Here is a 16487-nt window from a genome sequence, read left to right as displayed (position 1 = left end):
CTACTTTCTAGGACCGCTGGAAGCCGTGTGCAGAGATTTTTGCGAGAACGGCGCTTGCCACATTTTCAGGCACAAGTTTATCAATTGAGCCGCGATATGCCGCAATTTCTTTTACATAAGAAGATGCAATATGGGCCAGCCCCGGATTTGCCATTACAAAAACTGTTTCAATCCCGCCTAAATGCCGGTTCAGCAGCCCCATTGATTCTTCGTTGAAAAAATCTCCACCGCCGCGGATCCCTTTTACAATTGCATTCGCTGAACGTGCAGATGCAAAATCGGCAATCAGCCCAGAAACGAGCTCAACGCGCACATTAGGTAAATACGCAAGCGATTCCTGGGTAAGCTGGAAACGTTGCGGATCATCGAATAAATATTTTTTCGCTGCGTTCGTGGCTACAGCTACAATCACTTCATCAAAAATACTTGCGGCACGCTCGATAATATCGATGTGACCATTCGTGATCGGATCGAAAGATCCAGGGCAGATTGCGAGCGTCATAGGCTTATTCTATGCTGAAACACTCTCTAGTTTCGACTTTTCTCGCTTTCACTGCGAAGCAGAAGCGGAATTAACTGCCGTCCAAATTCGCGTATCCCCCCACGAGCGCTCGTCGTCAAGACGGAGAAAATCTGGCCAATTCGGCTCAGGTGTACGTTTTGCGCGTTCCACGATCACCATTGCGTCATCTTTTAGATGCAATTCGAGCCCAGCCAATACTTCAGTAAGTGCGGACTCGTCTAAATCGTATGGTGGATCAATAAAAACCAAATCAAATTTTGTAACTGGCACAGTATTGCACAAGTATGTCGCTACTTTTTGACTCGCAACTTTCACCGGAAGATTTAATTTTCGGGCATTTTGCAAAATAATTTTCGCTGCCCCCGGGTTTGCCTCTACGCAAACAGCATCGGAGGCACCGCGGGAAAGCGCTTCAAACGCGAGCGCCCCTGAACCTGCGAATAAATCCAAAACCACGCATTCTTTGATGTACCCATAATGCTCAAGACGGGAAAAGAGCGCTTCACGGACGCGTTCAGAGGTAGGGCGAGTGCCCGATTTTGGCACTAACAATGTTTGCCCTTTCGCACTGCCAGAGACGATTCGCGTCATTTTCCCTGCTCCTCACTTGAGTTCGTGGGGGATGCTTGTGTTACATATGATTTCGCACTACGCTCGCAAGTCATTTTCAATCTACCTAGATTTCACACATTTGATTTTTTGCATCTTCGCTACTCATCATCACACACGGGAGGCGAAAAATGGGAATTTTCCAGGGAGAAACCACATACACAAATCATCCCTTACCAAGATAATCCGTCTCATTTGCAGTCATTACGCGGGAAATCTCCAAGGCCAAATCCGGATATGCAGTAAGCTTTGGATCACTTGCCACTAAACGTGCAGCGCTCTCTTTGGCAATCTGAATGATCTCTACATCTTGCACAACATTCAAAAACCGCAGCGAACTTTGCATCCCAGACTGCTGTTTACCAAGCACATTTCCCGCATTCCGCAAGCGCAAATCCGCTTCAGCCAACGCAAAACCGTCACTAGTTGCAGCAAATTCCTGTAGCCGTGCAAAAGCAAGTGTCCCTGCAGCAGCCTGGTGCACTGCCAAACACAGCGAATCCTTCCTGCCACGCCCGATCCGCCCCCGCAGCTGATGCAATTGCGAGATCCCAAACCGATCAGCATCCAAAATCACCATCATCGTAGCTTCCGGCACGTCTACGCCAACTTCAATGACAGTAGTGGAAATCAGCAAATTTACTTTTCCAGCCTGGAAATCCGCCATAATTTGCGCTTTCTCTCCGGCACTTAGCCGACCATGCAAGAGCGCAATCCGAGCGTGTGAAAGATCCGGATTAGCTTCCAAGGCGGGTGCTAATTTCGCAACAGAAACAAGCTCACGCTGTGTATCATTGGCAACTTTCGAATCAGCTTCAAGCAAAGTATCAAAGAAGGCGCCTGCATCGGCGCTGCCACTGCCACCATCAACAGGATGCTTCGCGACAGCATCGAATCCTGGATCAATACCAGGTATCTTAACCGCTAAATCTTCACTACCAGCAGTACCGTCAGCAGAAATTCGCGGACAGACGGCATACACTCGCCCACCAGAGGCGATTTCCTCATCCGCCCGTTGCCATACGCGCCGCATCCAGCTTTCATTCCAAGCTGGTACGAGCGTTGTCGAAATCGGTTTGCGCCCTTTTGGCAGCTCATGCAAAGTGGAAACAGTTAAATCTCCAAATACCGTCATCGCCACTGTCCGTGGAATTGGTGTGGCCGTCATTACCAGCAAGTGTGCGCCATTTGCAAGCTTATCGCGTTGATTCACCCCAAAACGATGTTGTTCATCAACCACTACCAACCCCAAAAATGGGAGCTGAATCTTATCTTCAAGTAACGCATGAGTACCAATGATGAGCTGCGCCTGCCCACTCGCCATCCGCAAATAAGCTTTTTTCTTTTCGGCAGCCGTAAGCGATCCCGTCACTAATTCAAGCGAAATCGCTGCTGACGGCGCACCGATCATCCCTCCATCAGCCAGTTTGCCGAGCATCGCTTTGATTGACGCATAATGCTGCTCTGCAAGTACCTCAGTGGGGGCAAGCAGCACCGCTTGATGCTGGCTGTCGATCATTTGCAGCATTGCACGCAGAGCAACAATCGTTTTTCCAGTGCCTACATCGCCTTGCAGGAGCCGACGCATTGGCGTAGTTCGTGAAAGGTCAGTCGAAATTTGCGCACCGACGGAGATTTGCTCAGCTGTTAACGTAAAGGGCAGCTGCTGATCGAAATGCGCAAGCGTGCCATCTTGGAGTTGTGCGGCAGACGGCGCTGTAAAACTAGCCGCATGTGCACGGCGTGCAGCCAACAGCGTCTGTAAGATGAAGGCTTCTTCATGCACCATCCGCGCCCGGGCTTTTTCCCATTCCGCAATTGTTTGCGGTGCGTGCAAGGAGCGCAAAGCCGGCGCCCGCGCCGGCAGCCCGTGCGCTGCTAAATAGCGGGCCGGCAGGATTTCGGGGAAGGTTTCTTCGTTCACCAGCGGGAGTAGCGCAGCGACCGCACGGGCAAGCTGCCAGGATGGCAGCTTTGCGCTTGCATGATATATCGGGATCGGAGCCCCTATTTTTGCTGCTGCAAGCGAAATGCCGGGAGGATCCTCGGCTTGGCTGTCTGCCGCCTCTGACATAACTGGGATCTGCTGCGGATCGGCACCTTGTGCACCCCATTCTGGCCTAGGATCGGGAAGAATTTCGTATTCAGGATGTTGGAGCTGCAATCGACCGCGGTATTCGCTGATCGTACCGGAGAAAGCGGCAATCGCATCTGGTGCCAGTTTTGCCGCGTGAAAGTTTAGTGGGCGTTGGTTTTTTGCAAAAAAAGTAAGTGTTAGTTGCTGTAACCCATCAGTGATTTCAACTTCCATAAGATAACCGCGCCGCGCACGCATCGGGCGAATCCGATGCTGCACTACCCGTGCCACTACAGTAACGGACTGGCCTGCTTGCATTTTTTCAATTGGCATCAGTTTTCCGCGTTCTGCAAGACGGAACGGGGTGTGCCAGAGCAAATCGCCAACAGTTTCCAGCCCGAGTTTCGCGAGGGCATTGACACTGCGTTTGGGCAGGTATTTCTGCAGCGGAGCATCAATGATTGTGTGTTGTTCACTGATCAGTGCAGCAGATTCTGCCGTTTTCAGTGCTGGCGGTAAAAATTCAGACTGCAAGATATCTGCATCTGCAGCCGCGTTTCGATCTCGCGCAGCGAGATCAGCGATATCACTAGCATGATCCGGCACTGTTATGTCTTGCTCTGATTCGTCTTTTTCCCTCACAGTTCTAGGTTACACATCATTGAGTGTGATGCGATGTTTGTTTGGGCTGGGCACGCAAAATACTTACCTTTGTATTTGCTGATCTCGATTGCAGATAGACTAATGTTTCAGACTGTTCATGTTTTCAACTTCAGTAGCGGATCTACTCACATTAAACAGAGATAGTGCCCAATGCCACTTGCCTTAAGTAGTGCTGAAACTTGGTTTGTACTCTTATTTTCGATAGACTGCTTTAGTTGCAATATCGAGGTGCGCCCGATGCGCTCTCGTTTCACAATAACGAAGGAGATAACCGTGGCCTCTGTATGTGATGTCTGCGGCAAGGGCCCGAGCTTCGGCAAGAGTGTTTCGCACTCACATGTGCGTACTTCCCGCCGCTGGAATCCGAATATTCAGCGTGTGCGCGCACTTGTGAAAGGTGCCCCAAAGCGTCTGAATGTCTGCACTTCCTGCCTGAAGGCTGGTAAGGTGACGCGCAATATCTGATTGCGTCCGGCTCGTTGGATCTACTCAGTATTTTGAGTGATTCTGGCACCGCAAATAAACGCTAAAAGCTCTGTTTGAGTCATTTCGAGAAATCGCTCAGACAGAGCTTTTTGTTATTTTTTGACTTTCTTTATTCCGAATCCTTTTTTTTCCCCCCCCCTAAAAAATCTCGTGCCGCCAAAAGATATTTCACCAGCAAGGGCGCTACTTCATAACTCGCGTCTTTCACGAAACAATATGCGGACAGTCAGTAAATGAAAATTTCTTTTCCGCTAAGATTAACTCCACATTGCACTAAGCCTTTACTTCGCTGGCTAAACATTGCACATGCACGCAGGCACACAAGCCAAGCAAAGGTGATCTGCGGCAGTGGCACACATCCGCATAAATCAGGCTCAGCTCGCAAGTTCAGGTCAATACACTTGTAAGTTTAATTACCGAAAACATAGGAGAATTAAAGATGAGTAATGATTCTCTCAGCCGTACCAAGAATCCGCCGCGCACGCATCTTGAGCGACGGCTTACGAGTGCCCAAATTTCGATGATCGCTCTTTCTGGCGCACTCGGCACAGGGCTCTTCCTCGGAGCCGGATCGACTATTAGTTTTGCTGGTCCAGCAACCGTCATCGCATATCTGCTCGCTGGTTCCCTTGCATTAGCGGTCGTATGGGCACTTGCTGAACTCGTCAGCGCACACCCGATTCCAGGTGGGCACGGGGCAATCGCCGCCGCGCATCTTGGTAAACTCGGAGGCTACCTGACCCGCTGGAATTTTGCAATCACGATGCTTACCGCAGTAGGTGCAGAAGTAACAGCAACCGCTACTTATTTTCAGCATTGGTTCCCAAATCTGCATCTTGGGCTTGGCACGGTATTGTGTTCAGCTTTCATTATTACCTTGAATCTTGCTACAGTACGGCTTTATGGATTTACTGAATACTGGTTTTCGATGATTAAAGTCACCGCAATTGTCGTCTTTATTCTGCTTGGGCTCTCGGTGATTTTCTTCGGTTGGCCATCAGATTCACCCGCATTGGGAATTGTAAATCTGACGGAAGTAACCACCGATTCTGGGCTTTCCGGCTTCGCTCCTTATGGTTTCAGCGGAATTCTCCTTGCAGCGTGCATGGCAGTGTTCTCTTTTGGTGGCATCGAAAATGTATCAGTGTCTGCAGCAGAAAGTGAACACCCACAACGCGATATTCCACGAGCTGCCAGTACAATGATTTGGCGTCTATTGATTTTCTACGTGCTTGCGATTACCGTCATTGTGACCCTGCAGCCTTGGACTACTACAGTTGCAAACTCTGGGAATGCTGACGCCTCACCTTTTGTCCTCGTGCTTGACGAGGTTGGAATTTCTGGCGCTGGGCATATTATGAATGCAATTCTGATCGTCGCCGCGCTATCTGCCGCAAACGGCTGCCTTTACTCTGGTTCACGGATGATTCATTCACTCGCAATCGATAAAATGGCACCATCTTTCGCGGCATGCACTTCCGAATCTGGTTCACCACGCGGTGCTGTAATGCTTGCTTCCTGCTGTTTCTTTATTGCTTCAGCACTTTCGATCTGGAGTCCAAATAATGCATTTATGATCCTCTATGGCTGTGCCACTGTAGGGATTCTCTTCACTTGGGTGATGGTGATGATCACGCATCTGAAATTCCGTCAGGATTGGAAAGCACGCGGTCTGCCAGCTCCACGTGCAAGACTCTGGGGGGCGCCGTTTACAAACTGGGCGGTAATCTGTACTTCCGTTGCGATTTTTATTGCCTTATACGGATGTGACTTGCTGCCGATTTCTTTTTATGCTGGAATACCTTATTTGCTGCTCCTAGTTGGCTCTTACCTCCTGCTTTCACGGGTACGGACACTGCCTGTGCCTACCGAGTTGCCTTACGCAACAGATTCTGCAGAAGAAGTGCAAAACTAAGTTCGAGATAAGCGGAAATAGCAAAAATTTGGGGCTGGATTTATTCTGAAAATCCAGCCCCAAATCAATAACCAGTTAGCTAGTTTTATGCATTCTTTACAAATTCAGCAAATGCACCAATCCATCCCTTCAGGAATTCTTCACTTTCAGGATTCACATTACCCTCAATTAAACCGCTGGTAATAGCGTTAATATAGCCTTCTGGCTGCCCCATCAGTTTCGTACCGAAGAAAAGCAGTGAAGAGCGCAGCTGTGTTTGCCCGAGAGCCGCACCAATACCAGAAGGGGAAGTACCAATCGTGGCTACCGGCTTACCTGCAAGTGCCCATTCCCCATACGGACGCGAGGTCCATTCGATCGCGTTATGAATTGCTGCCGAATAAGAGCGGTTATACTCTGGAGTAATAAATAAAACTCCGTCAGCAGATGTGACGAGATCTTTAAATTCTCGTGCTGCTGGAGGAAAATCATTTTCCAAATCACGGTTGAATAGTGGCAAATCGGCAATATTCGCCTCAACCATTTCGACTCCTTCTGGAGCGTTCTGCACTAGAACATTAGCAAGTTGACGGTTTAGTGAATCCTTTGAAAGTGATCCAACCAAGTAAACAATCTTCATTTTCATTCCTTTTTTACGACGTCATTCTGCCATCCGAATTTGCGGCTGCATCGAAAATATTTCTGCCCGCAAAAATCTGCGCGGCGAATCTTATCCTTCAATCTCCGCCTGCATCAGCTTAACAGAATTAGTTAATTCTTCAACTTCTTATTTCTTGCTCAGCTGAATCGCAAATTTAATTCAATCCCCGCATAGCTGATCGCAAGCTCAATGCAAACCTGTACCACGCGCAATAGCAAGCGAAATTAATTCCTCAATCAACTCAGCGTAAGGCATTCCTGCCTTCTCCCACATCACTGGATACATTGAAAAAGGAGTAAAACCAGGCATCGTATTAATCTCATTGACCAGCAGCGTACCGTCAGCTTTCAAGAACATATCTATGCGAGTTAGCCCCTCACACTCAAAAGCTTGAAAAGCACGCACTGCAAGCTCACGCACCCGCTCACATTCAGCAGCAGAAAGATTCTTTGGCGGCACATTCATCACCAATGACTCAGTGTCCAAATATTTATGCTCAAAGTCATAAAATTCTTCGCTTTGCTTCGCAAAAGTCACTTCACCTGGAATCGCCGCCCGCGCAGGATTATTTCCCCGCCCACCAAGCACTGCACATTCAATTTCGCGCCCGTCAATACCAGATTCGATAATCACTTTCGGATCGTGCAGCTGCGCATCTTCCACTGCCGCAGCTACCTCTGCTAAAGATTCAACACGCGTGATCCCCAATGAAGACCCAGCCCTTGCCGGCTTTACATACACGGGAAAAGTCAATTTTTGGACTTCTTCCAATACCTGCTCACGAGAGTTAATCCAACGCTTTTTTGGCACAGCCACATAAGAACCGACGGCAATCCCCTTGCTTTGCAATACAATCTTCATAAAATCTTTATCCATACCAGCAGCAGAGGCGAATACACCGCACCCTACATATGGAACATTTGCCATCTCCAGCAAACCTTGAATTGTGCCGTCTTCACCGAATGGCCCATGAAGCAACGGAAAAGCTACATCAATTCTGCCCAGCGAAGTGATCTCTAATTTATCGTCAGTACCTGCCGCTGAGCGCACCAAGAGTAACTCCTGGCTGCCGTCACCGCCGCCAAACAAAATCCGCGTATCGCCCTTTTTTACGATTGTGCTTGCACCATTTAACTGCAATTTACCGGGATCTATCTCACCAGGTACCCAAGTCCCATCTTGCGCAATCGCAATTGAAAGCACTTCGTATTTTTCAGGATCAAGCGCGCGCATCACAGCGCCTGCCGTCGCACAGGAAATTGGATGCTCTCCAGAGCGTCCACCATAAATCAGCGCAATCCGGATTTTTTGTTTCTCTTGATTATCTAGATTATTCATAAAGGTGATTCTATCCTGTGTTCTCTCCGCCGCTGCGAAGATCAGCTAATTTTTTCTACATCCGAGCCTAATGCCCGCAATTTCTGCATAAAATGCTCATACCCACGGTTAATAATATCCACTCCAGAAACTACCGATTCCCCATCAGCCGCCAGCGCCGCAATCAAATGCGAGAAGCCACCACGCAGATCAGGCACTTCGATCTCTGCTCCCTGGAGCCGCGTTGGCCCTTGGATTACGGCTGAGTGGAAGTAGTTCTCGCGCCCAAAACGACACCGTTTTGAGCCTAAACATTCCCGATAGACCTGGATATGCGCACCCATCTTATTCAAAGCTTCCACGAAGCCGAAACGGTTTTCATAAACCGTTTCATGCACAATCGAGACACCTTCAGCTTGCGTTAATGCAACTACCATCGGCTGCTGCCAATCCGTCATAAAGCCCGGATGCACATCCGTTTCGAGCGGAAGTGAATTTAATTTTCCACCTGGATGCCAAAAACGGATCCCTGAATCAAAAACTTCAAACTGCCCACCGATTTTCCGAAAAATATTCAGAAAATTCATCATTGGCTCTTGCTGCGCGCCAAGAATCGTGACATCACCTTTTGTTGCAAGAGCAGCACACGCCCAAGAACCAGCCTCGATACGATCACCGAGAGCCCGATGCCGAAATCCGTGCAGCTCTTTCACCCCTTCGATGTATATCGTACGGTCAGTATCTACAGTGATCATTGCGCCCATCTTTTGCAGTACTGCAATCAAATCCATAATCTCCGGTTCAATTGCGGCTCCGCTTAATTCCGTCAGACCTTCAGCACGAACAGCTGCCAGCAAGGTTTGCTCAGTAGCACCAACTGACGGATACGGCAGGCTTACTTTGCGCGCCGTCAGACCTTTCGGCGCTGATAAATGCAACCCAAAATCCGTCACACGCCGGCGTGCACCAAAATCTTCAAGTACGGCAAGATGAAAATCCACGGGACGATCACCAATATGGCATCCACCGAGATCTGGAATAAATGCTTCGCCAAGCGCGTGTAAAAGTGGCCCGCAAAAAAGAATTGGGATCCGGGACGAACCGGCGAGCCGCTCAACTTCAAACGGGTTCGGAAGATGCAACTTCCCTGGCGTAATCGTGATTTCGCCAGCTTGCTGATCGTAATCCACCTGAGCGCCGTGGGCACGTAAAAGTGCAGAAACTACATCTACATCGCGAATCAACGGTACATTGCGCAATACTGATGTTTCTTCGGTGAGAAGGGCAGCAACCATCGCTTTCGGTACAAAATTCTTTGCACCACGCACTGAAATCGTGCCTTTCAGTGGCTTTCCGCCGACTACTTTCAGCTTTGCCTCACCCATCGCGTTCCCTTCTTCCGCATTTTATATCCGGACAAATTCTAACAGCTAGTGTATCTTACGCCGGCATCGGTAAAGCTTACATAAGTATTCCGGGATAAATTGCACTGATGCTTAAAATATTGGCAAAGTGCTTGGCTTATAAGCTTCACGTTGGGCTTCAAAAGCAGTGATCGCCGCATCTTCACGCAGGGTTATCCCAATATCGTCAAGCCCCTCAAGCAAACGCCATTTTTGATACGGATCAATCTCAAATTTACAGTTAAAATCTGCTACGCGCACAGTTTCTGACGGCAAATCAACAGTGATTTGTGTGCCAGGGGCTGCTTCCAGGATCTGCCAAATCTGCTCGATCTGCCACTCTGCTACGACACCAGCGACAAGCCCAGATTTCCCGGCATTACCCCGAAAAATATCTGCAAAACGCGGAGCAAGCACCACTTTGAACCCATAATCCATGAGTGCCCAGACGGCATGTTCACGCGAAGATCCGGTACCGAAATCCTGACCAGCTACCAGCACTGATCCTTGCGCATAAGCCGCCTGGTTCAATACAAAATCTGTATCTGCACGCCAACGAGAAAAAAGCCCGTCAGCAAATCCAGCCCTGGAAACTCGCTTGAGATAAACGGCCGGAATGATTTGATCGGTATCCACATTCGCGCGGCGCAACGGCACGCCAACGCCTGTATGCGTAATAAACTTTTCCATTCTTCGCCCTTCTTCTTTTTCTTTGTACTGACGTTCTTTGTACTGACGGCTTTTGCTTTGTTGCATCAGCAAAACAATGCAGCAATATTTTTTGCAACACCAAATTTATTTCAGGAAAGTTATACTTCCGCGGATTTTCCACATCTAACCATGAGATTTTAGTCTAAATCCGCCACGGAACTTATTGTGCCCCGCACGGCAGTAGCTGCCGCAACGAGCGGCGAAGCTAAATGGGTTCGCCCGCCGCGCCCCTGCCGTCCTTCAAAATTTCGATTTGAAGTGGAAATTGAGCGTTCACCTGGCTGTAATTGATCAGGATTCATCCCCAAACACATTGAGCATCCAGCATTTCGCCATTCAGCTCCAAACTGTGTAAAAATTTCGTCTAATCCCTCTTTTTCGGCCTGCATCCGCACACGCGCTGATCCAGGCACGATCAGTACTCTCACTCCTTCGGCCTTCTTCCGACCTTTCATCACACTCGCAGCCGCCCGTAAATCTTCGATTCGCCCATTCGTACACGAGCCGATAAAAACAGTATCTACGCGAATATCCCGAATTTTTGTATGTGGCGAAAGCCCCATATATTCTAATGCCTGCATCGCAGCGCTGCTTTCGTTCTTGGTTGTAAAATCTGCCGGCGCTGGCACCTGCCCGGAAATTGCAGTACCCTGACCAGGGTTAGTACCCCAAGTGACGAATGGCTGCAATTCTTGTGCGTCAAGGTAAATTTCCGAATCGAATTGCGCATCATGATCCGTATTTAGGGTGCGCCACTGCGCCACTGCCAGATCCCACTGCTCCCCTTGCGGCGCATGTGGACGATCTTTGAGATAAGCAAAAGTAGTTTCATCAGGAGCAATCATTCCAGCACGCGCACCGGCTTCGATCGACATATTGCAGATCGTCATTCGCGCTTCCATTGAAAGTGCACTAATCGCTTCACCGCGATATTCGATCACGTATCCCTGAGCACCATTTGTGCCAATTTTCGCAATCAACGCAAGGATAATATCTTTCGCCGTCACACCTGGCGCAAGTTTTCCAGAGATATTCACTGCCATAGTTTTGAAGGGTTTTAGCGGCAGCGTTTGGGTGGCCAATACGTGCTCCACTTCGGATGTACCGATGCCGAATGCAAGCGCCCCAAAAGCGCCGTGCGTAGAAGTATGAGAATCACCGCAGACGATGGTCATTCCAGGTTGTGTGAGGCCTAATTGTGGGCCAACTACATGTACGATCCCCTGCTCTATATCACCTAGCGAGTGGAGTCGAATCCCAAATTCACGCGCATTTTTCCGGAGAGTTTCAATTTGTACGCGGGAGGTGAGATCAGCAATTGGCTGATCGATATCAACGGTTGGCGTATTGTGATCTTCGGTAGCAAGCGTCAAATCTGGACGCCGCACTTTCCGCCCCGACATCCGCAATCCTTCAAATGCTTGCGGGCTGGTGACTTCATGGCACAGATGCAAATCAATGTAAAGCAAATCGGGTGCGCCATTTTCCCCCGGTTTTACAATGTGTTGCTTCCATACTTTTTCCGCAAGTGTTTTTGCCATCTTCGTTCCTCGATCAGCGTGCGATTATCTTCTTTTCATACCTTCGCGCACTTTCCCATTCCTCACATTTGTGTCTCACAAAGTGATATGCGAATATTGTTTTATGGACGGTACAGAACAAGGAAGCGGCGTAGGCGTATTAGATAAAGCCGCACACGTACTTGGCGCCCTGGAAGCAGGGCCGCTAACTCTCGCACAATTAGTGACGGCTACGAAGCTTGCCCGTCCGACAGCCCATCGTCTGGCTGTCGCCCTCGAATATCACCGCTTTGTAGCTCGCGATATGCAAGGGCGGTTTGTACTTGGGCCACGGCTGACGGAGCTTTCTTCGGCAGCTGGTGAAGATCGGCTCCTGGCTGCCGCAAATCCGGTGTTGATCGCCTTACGCGATCATACTGGCGAATCGGCACAGCTTTATCGCCGTCAGGGCGATCAACGAATTTGTGTGGCTGCAGCTGAACGTGCAATGGGGTTGCGAGATTCAATTCCCGTTGGCGCCACGCTTTCAATGCTTGCTGGTTCTGCTGCGCAAGTACTCCTAGCTTGGGAAGAACCAGAACGCTTACACCGCGGGCTGCATGGTGCAAAATTTACCGCCACAGTACTCTCAGCTGTGCGTAGGCGCGGATGGTCACAATCAGTTGGTGAGCGTGAAGCAGGAGTTGCATCGATTTCCGCACCCGTTCGCGGACCTTCCGGGCACGTGATTGCTGCCGTTTCGATTTCCGGCCCGATTGAGCGAATGGGGCGCCAGCCCGGCAGACTCCATGCTGCTGCAGTGATTGCCGCAGCAAATCGCCTCTCCGAAGTACTGAAACGCGCCGAGAGAATCTGAGAAGTTAAGGGCACTGCCGCAAATAAAGCAAAAACTCTCCAACGCTCCCTTCTAAACAGAGGGCATCTCGCAACACAGCAAGTGCTGCATTGATTGTGCATTAGCCTAGCATCACCCCAACAACTAGCTTTGACCGCCAAACTAGCGTAAAAAAAGAAGATTCCGGAGCCTGAAAGAAGCTCCGGAATCACTATGCAAATATCCGCACAATAATGTGTGGAATTATTCCCACTCAATCGTCCCTGGTGGCTTGGAGGTACAATCAAGCACCACTCGATTTATCTCCTGTACTTCATTCGTGATCCGATTCGAGATTTTTGCAAGCAAATCATATGGCAGCCGACTCCAATCTGCACTCATCGCATCTTCGCTACTCACAGGACGCAAAACTACTGGATGCCCGTAAGTGCGCCCATCACCCTGCACGCCCACTGAACGCACATCAGCAAGCAATACCACCGGACACTGCCAGATTTCACGATCAAGCCCAGCAGCAGTAAGCTCTTCCCGCACAATCGCATCAGCCTCACGTAAAATATCTAAACGTTCGCGGGTAACTTCACCGATAATCCGAATTCCCAGACCTGGCCCCGGGAAAGGCTGACGCCAAACAAGGTTCTCCGGCAAACCAAGCTCTAGGCCAATCGCGCGTACCTCATCCTTAAATAAATCACGTAGCGGTTCGATCAGCGCAAACTCTAAATCCTCTGGCAAACCACCCACATTGTGATGCGATTTAATATTCGCGGTACCGTCTCCACCACCTGATTCCACAACATCTGGATAGAGCGTCCCTTGCACGAGGAACTTGATTTCACGCCCTGCATCCCCTGCTTCAGAAATCAGTTTGCGCTGGGCAGCTTCAAAGGAGCGAATAAATTCGCGACCAATGATCTTCCGTTTAGTTTCCGGTTCCGTTACGCCGGCAAGCGCATCAAGGAAGCGTGCAGATTCATCCACGGCAAGGATCTTCATTCCGCGAGCTCCTGCGTAGTCACGAACCACCTGCTCTGCTTCTCCTTTCCGCAGCAGCCCGTGGTCTACGAATACACAAGTGAGCTGATCACCAATCGCACGATGCACAAGAGCTGCGGCAACGGAAGAATCCACGCCTCCAGAAAGCGCACAAATCACTCCCGCAGTTCCTACTTGCGCACGAATTTTCGCGATCTGATCTTCAATGATCCCTGAGGAATCCCAGTTTGGAGTAAGCCCAGCTCCTGCGCGCAAGAAATTTTCAAGCAACTGGCTGCCATTTTGCGAATGCACCACTTCTGGATGCCATTGCACACCATACATTTGCCGCGAAGGGTCTTCAAAGGCAGCGACGGGCGCGCCTGGAGTGGAAGCCGTCACTGTAAAACCTGTTGGAGCCACGGATACGGAATCACCGTGACTCATCCACACATTTTCACTACTTCCGGCATTCGCACAGAGCACCCCATCAGCAATGATTTGCGCTTCAGTAGCACCATATTCACGCTTACCAGTATGCGCGACGGTACCACCTAATGCCTGCGCCATTTGTTGGAAGCCATAGCAGATGCCAAGCACTGGCACGCCAGCAGCTAATAGCGCCGTATCAAGCTCTGGCGAACCTTCAGCATAAACCGAGGCTGGACCGCCAGAGAGAATAATCGCAGCCGGATTCTTTGCGAGAATTTTCGCAGCCGACCACGAATGCGGCACAAGCTCAGAGTAAAAACCAATATCACGCACACGCCGAGCAATCAGCTGAGCATACTGCGCACCATTATCAACAACAATTACGGGACGAAGTTCATTCATATTCACAGATCAAGCCTATCGGAGGGATGCCCGTATTGGAAATAAGACGCGAGAAATGAAAATCAAAATTCCACGAAGTGGACAAGTATTTCTAATTATTACTTTTCGCTCAAGAGAGCTTTTCCGATTTAGTCCAACAATAGCCGCGCCAGCTCTGCAATTATCGGCACATCAGCTGGCGCCCACTCCACCGAAAATAGTTCAGCTACATTCAGCCAGCGGATTTCCTGATGTTCAGTCAGCTTCAGCTGTGCACCAGGAATTTCGCAAAAGTAGGCATCTAGGGTAACAGTGCCGAAATCATATTCATACACTGAACGAGCTACAAATTCGCCGACTCGCGCCTCGATGCATAATTCTTCACGTAATTCACGCGCAAGAGCTTGTGGCCCGGTTTCTCCTGCCTCAATTTTCCCGCCTGGAAATTCCCAGAAACCAGCTAGACTCCGCCCAGCTCCACGCTGCGCTGCAAGCACTCTCTGATCCTGCACAAACACCGCACCCACCACATGGATCTGCTGCTTCACTTCTTTCTGCTCACTTTTCTTAATTTCTTTCACCACTTCAGCCTCCAGATATTCGCAGCAGATTTCAGCTCACACCGGCAACTCTGCACTGATTCTTCCCGCTGCCAAAACTAAATTACTGCACATCAAGCCACAATCGCTGGTTTGAAACAAAGCGCAGCAACTCCCCATCATCAGGGTCGATAAATTCCAGCTCAGCTGCAAGCAACTGGAGATAAAAAGCACGCGCAGCCTCCCGCTCCTTCGTAAACCACACTGGATAGAGCGGATCACCAAAAATCGGTGCTCCCAAATGCAGCATCACTGCCCGCAGTTGATGCAAATATCCCGTATGCGGGCGCAGCTCATAGATTCCCCATTTTTCCGGAAGCGCCACAAAATCAGGATGCGCCTCACGCTGAGCAGAATTAATCTCCGTCATTTTTCCGCGCCCGCTTTGTGTATTGGGATCTCTCCGTGCCCCGCACGTAAACTCAGAATCAGCACCAATCTCCAGCTGCGATTTCAAATCTCCACCGACGGCGCTCAACTTCGAGCCAAGCCACTTTGCTTTTCGCACCTCACGAACCAGGCGGATTTCCGTCTGCGACCCCCATACTCGCCCACCTTTTTCCAGATGTGCCTGCCCACATGGCGAATCTGCCGCAAATACATCCACCGAAATTTGCCCCGCCGGACGATACAACGGCAATTCAAGCGAATGCACCGCGCCGTCAGCATATTCTGCACAAATCGGAGCAGCCGCAAAATATTTCTTTTGGATTTCGCGCCGCTGAAAAACTGTTTGATACTTTGCGCGAAATTCTGGCGCTTTCGTGAGTAGTACAAGCCCAGCAGTCTCCAAATCGAGACGATGCGCCGCTACCAGCAAATCATTTTGAAACTGGCGCCGCGCAGCTACCGTCACCGTATTCGCCACATGCGAACCACGCGGAATCGTCGCCATCCCATGCGGCTTTTCCACCACCAAATAACGCTCATTTTCTGCCACGACGGCAAGCTCAATTGGTTTTTCAGGTTCATCAAGCACTGGCCGAAACACCCAAATGCGCTGCCCTGCCCGATAAGGCGTATCGGCACTCAGCAAAACATTTCCGTCAGCGAGATAATCACCACGCGCAAAAGCCGCGAGCGCATCGTCTCCCCAACCGGCATCCGCCCACTGCCCGAGTGTTTCAAAAGCTACCGGATTACCTTGCGAATCTGTCTGCGGCAAGACAATTTCTGAAGCATTTATTCCACCACGCAGCGGCGGAGCCAAATTTGCACGCATTGCCCGCTTTGCCGCGCGGCGCTCACTGCGTTTCCGATGCATCTTGTGACTCTCCTTCGCTTTAGCTGCCTGCTTTGTTTGAAATAAAATTCTGCTCCCGATTGTAACCAATCAGAAAGAATTAAACCGAAATAACTCCGTTGGCGCTTGAAAGCATGGCAAAAAATAAAGAAAAACTA

At 49.8% G+C, this 16487-nt stretch carries 14 protein-coding genes; 3 read left to right on the top strand and 11 right to left on the bottom strand.

Annotation, left to right across the window (positions count from 1 at the left end):
- Positions 1-7: 7 nt before the first annotated feature.
- The 3 genes from coaD to J2S36_RS08335 form a co-directional block, all read right to left on the bottom strand.
- On the bottom strand, positions 8-502 hold the full coding sequence (gene coaD, locus J2S36_RS08345) for a pantetheine-phosphate adenylyltransferase (protein WP_309957365.1): 495 nt from the start codon (positions 500-502) through the stop codon (positions 8-10).
- A 48-nt stretch (positions 503-550) separates the two neighbouring features.
- A complete protein-coding gene (rsmD, locus tag J2S36_RS08340) occupies positions 551-1114 on the bottom strand; it encodes a 16S rRNA (guanine(966)-N(2))-methyltransferase RsmD (RefSeq protein WP_309957363.1) in 564 nt (187 codons plus the stop codon).
- A gap of 184 nt (positions 1115-1298) precedes the next feature.
- The gene (locus tag J2S36_RS08335) at positions 1299-3851 is read right to left on the bottom strand and encodes an ATP-dependent DNA helicase RecG (protein WP_309957361.1); all 2553 of its coding nucleotides are present in this window, start codon (positions 3849-3851) and stop codon (positions 1299-1301) included.
- Between the two features lie 294 nt (positions 3852-4145).
- On the opposite strand from J2S36_RS08335, the gene rpmB reads away from it, so the two are divergent.
- Entirely contained in the window at positions 4146-4337 is a 192-nt protein-coding gene (gene rpmB, locus J2S36_RS08330; protein ID WP_309957359.1) for a 50S ribosomal protein L28, read from the top strand.
- A 460-nt stretch (positions 4338-4797) separates the two neighbouring features.
- Positions 4798-6273, top strand: a complete 1476-nt coding sequence (locus J2S36_RS08325) for an amino acid permease (RefSeq protein WP_309957357.1) — start codon at positions 4798-4800, stop codon at positions 6271-6273.
- An 85-nt stretch (positions 6274-6358) separates the two neighbouring features.
- On the opposite strand, the gene J2S36_RS08320 is transcribed toward J2S36_RS08325, so the two are convergent.
- The 5 genes from J2S36_RS08320 to leuC all read right to left on the bottom strand — a co-directional run bounded on the left by J2S36_RS08320 (position 6359) and on the right by leuC (position 11885).
- A complete protein-coding gene (locus J2S36_RS08320) occupies positions 6359-6892 on the bottom strand; it encodes an NADPH-dependent FMN reductase (RefSeq protein ID WP_309957355.1) in 534 nt (177 codons plus the stop codon).
- 207 nt (positions 6893-7099) lie between these two features.
- Positions 7100-8251 (bottom strand): D-alanine--D-alanine ligase family protein, encoded by a 1152-nt coding sequence (locus tag J2S36_RS08315; protein WP_309957353.1) that lies wholly within the window; start codon positions 8249-8251, stop codon positions 7100-7102.
- A 41-nt stretch (positions 8252-8292) separates the two neighbouring features.
- Positions 8293-9615 carry a UDP-N-acetylglucosamine 1-carboxyvinyltransferase gene (gene murA / locus J2S36_RS08310; protein ID WP_309957352.1) on the bottom strand — a complete coding sequence of 441 codons (1323 nt, stop codon included), beginning with the start codon at positions 9613-9615 and terminating at the stop codon, positions 8293-8295.
- Between the two features lie 111 nt (positions 9616-9726).
- Positions 9727-10323, bottom strand: coding sequence for a 3-isopropylmalate dehydratase small subunit (gene leuD / locus J2S36_RS08305; RefSeq protein ID WP_309957545.1), 597 nt, complete (start codon positions 10321-10323; stop codon positions 9727-9729).
- 158 nt (positions 10324-10481) lie between these two features.
- Positions 10482-11885, bottom strand: a complete 1404-nt coding sequence (gene leuC / locus J2S36_RS08300; protein ID WP_309957350.1) for a 3-isopropylmalate dehydratase large subunit — start codon at positions 11883-11885, stop codon at positions 10482-10484.
- Between the two features lie 103 nt (positions 11886-11988).
- Between leuC and J2S36_RS08295 the strand changes: the two genes are divergently transcribed.
- Entirely contained in the window at positions 11989-12720 is a 732-nt protein-coding gene (locus tag J2S36_RS08295) for an IclR family transcriptional regulator (RefSeq protein WP_309957348.1), read from the top strand.
- A gap of 222 nt (positions 12721-12942) precedes the next feature.
- On the opposite strand, the gene guaA is transcribed toward J2S36_RS08295, so the two are convergent.
- From guaA to J2S36_RS08280, 3 genes are all read right to left on the bottom strand, one after another.
- Positions 12943-14508, bottom strand: coding sequence for a glutamine-hydrolyzing GMP synthase (guaA, locus tag J2S36_RS08290; protein ID WP_309957543.1), 1566 nt, complete (start codon positions 14506-14508; stop codon positions 12943-12945).
- A gap of 128 nt (positions 14509-14636) precedes the next feature.
- The gene (locus tag J2S36_RS08285; protein ID WP_309957346.1) at positions 14637-15068 is read right to left on the bottom strand and encodes a (deoxy)nucleoside triphosphate pyrophosphohydrolase; all 432 of its coding nucleotides are present in this window, start codon (positions 15066-15068) and stop codon (positions 14637-14639) included.
- A gap of 82 nt (positions 15069-15150) precedes the next feature.
- The gene (locus J2S36_RS08280; protein ID WP_309957344.1) at positions 15151-16350 is read right to left on the bottom strand and encodes a pseudouridine synthase; all 1200 of its coding nucleotides are present in this window, start codon (positions 16348-16350) and stop codon (positions 15151-15153) included.
- Positions 16351-16487: the final 137 nt, after the last annotated feature.

The organism is Arcanobacterium hippocoleae, from assembly GCF_031456295.1.
Classification (GTDB): Bacteria; Actinomycetota; Actinomycetes; order Actinomycetales; family Actinomycetaceae; genus Arcanobacterium_A; species Arcanobacterium_A hippocoleae.
The sequence above is the reverse complement of the archived record's forward strand: the minus strand, read 5'-3'. Positions and strand labels throughout refer to the sequence as shown.

What these genes read in the sequence shown, in the direction of transcription:
- coaD (WP_309957365.1), bottom strand. Translation starts at nt 502, where the DNA reads ATGACGCTCGCAATCTGCCCTGGATCTTTCGATCCGATCACGAATGGT.
- rsmD (WP_309957363.1), bottom strand. Translation starts at nt 1,114, where the DNA reads ATGACGCGAATCGTCTCTGGCAGTGCGAAAGGGCAAACATTGTTAGTG.
- J2S36_RS08325 (WP_309957357.1), top strand. Translation starts at nt 4,798, where the DNA reads ATGAGTAATGATTCTCTCAGCCGTACCAAGAATCCGCCGCGCACGCAT.
- J2S36_RS08320 (WP_309957355.1), bottom strand. Translation starts at nt 6,892, where the DNA reads ATGAAGATTGTTTACTTGGTTGGATCACTTTCAAAGGATTCACTAAAC.
- J2S36_RS08315 (WP_309957353.1), bottom strand. Translation starts at nt 8,251, where the DNA reads ATGAATAATCTAGATAATCAAGAGAAACAAAAAATCCGGATTGCGCTG.
- murA (WP_309957352.1), bottom strand. Translation starts at nt 9,615, where the DNA reads ATGGGTGAGGCAAAGCTGAAAGTAGTCGGCGGAAAGCCACTGAAAGGC.
- leuD (WP_309957545.1), bottom strand. Translation starts at nt 10,323, where the DNA reads ATGGAAAAGTTTATTACGCATACAGGCGTTGGCGTGCCGTTGCGCCGC.
- leuC (WP_309957350.1), bottom strand. Translation starts at nt 11,885, where the DNA reads ATGGCAAAAACACTTGCGGAAAAAGTATGGAAGCAACACATTGTAAAA.
- J2S36_RS08295 (WP_309957348.1), top strand. Translation starts at nt 11,989, where the DNA reads ATGGACGGTACAGAACAAGGAAGCGGCGTAGGCGTATTAGATAAAGCC.
- guaA (WP_309957543.1), bottom strand. Translation starts at nt 14,508, where the DNA reads ATGAATGAACTTCGTCCCGTAATTGTTGTTGATAATGGTGCGCAGTAT.
- J2S36_RS08280 (WP_309957344.1), bottom strand. Translation starts at nt 16,350, where the DNA reads ATGCATCGGAAACGCAGTGAGCGCCGCGCGGCAAAGCGGGCAATGCGT.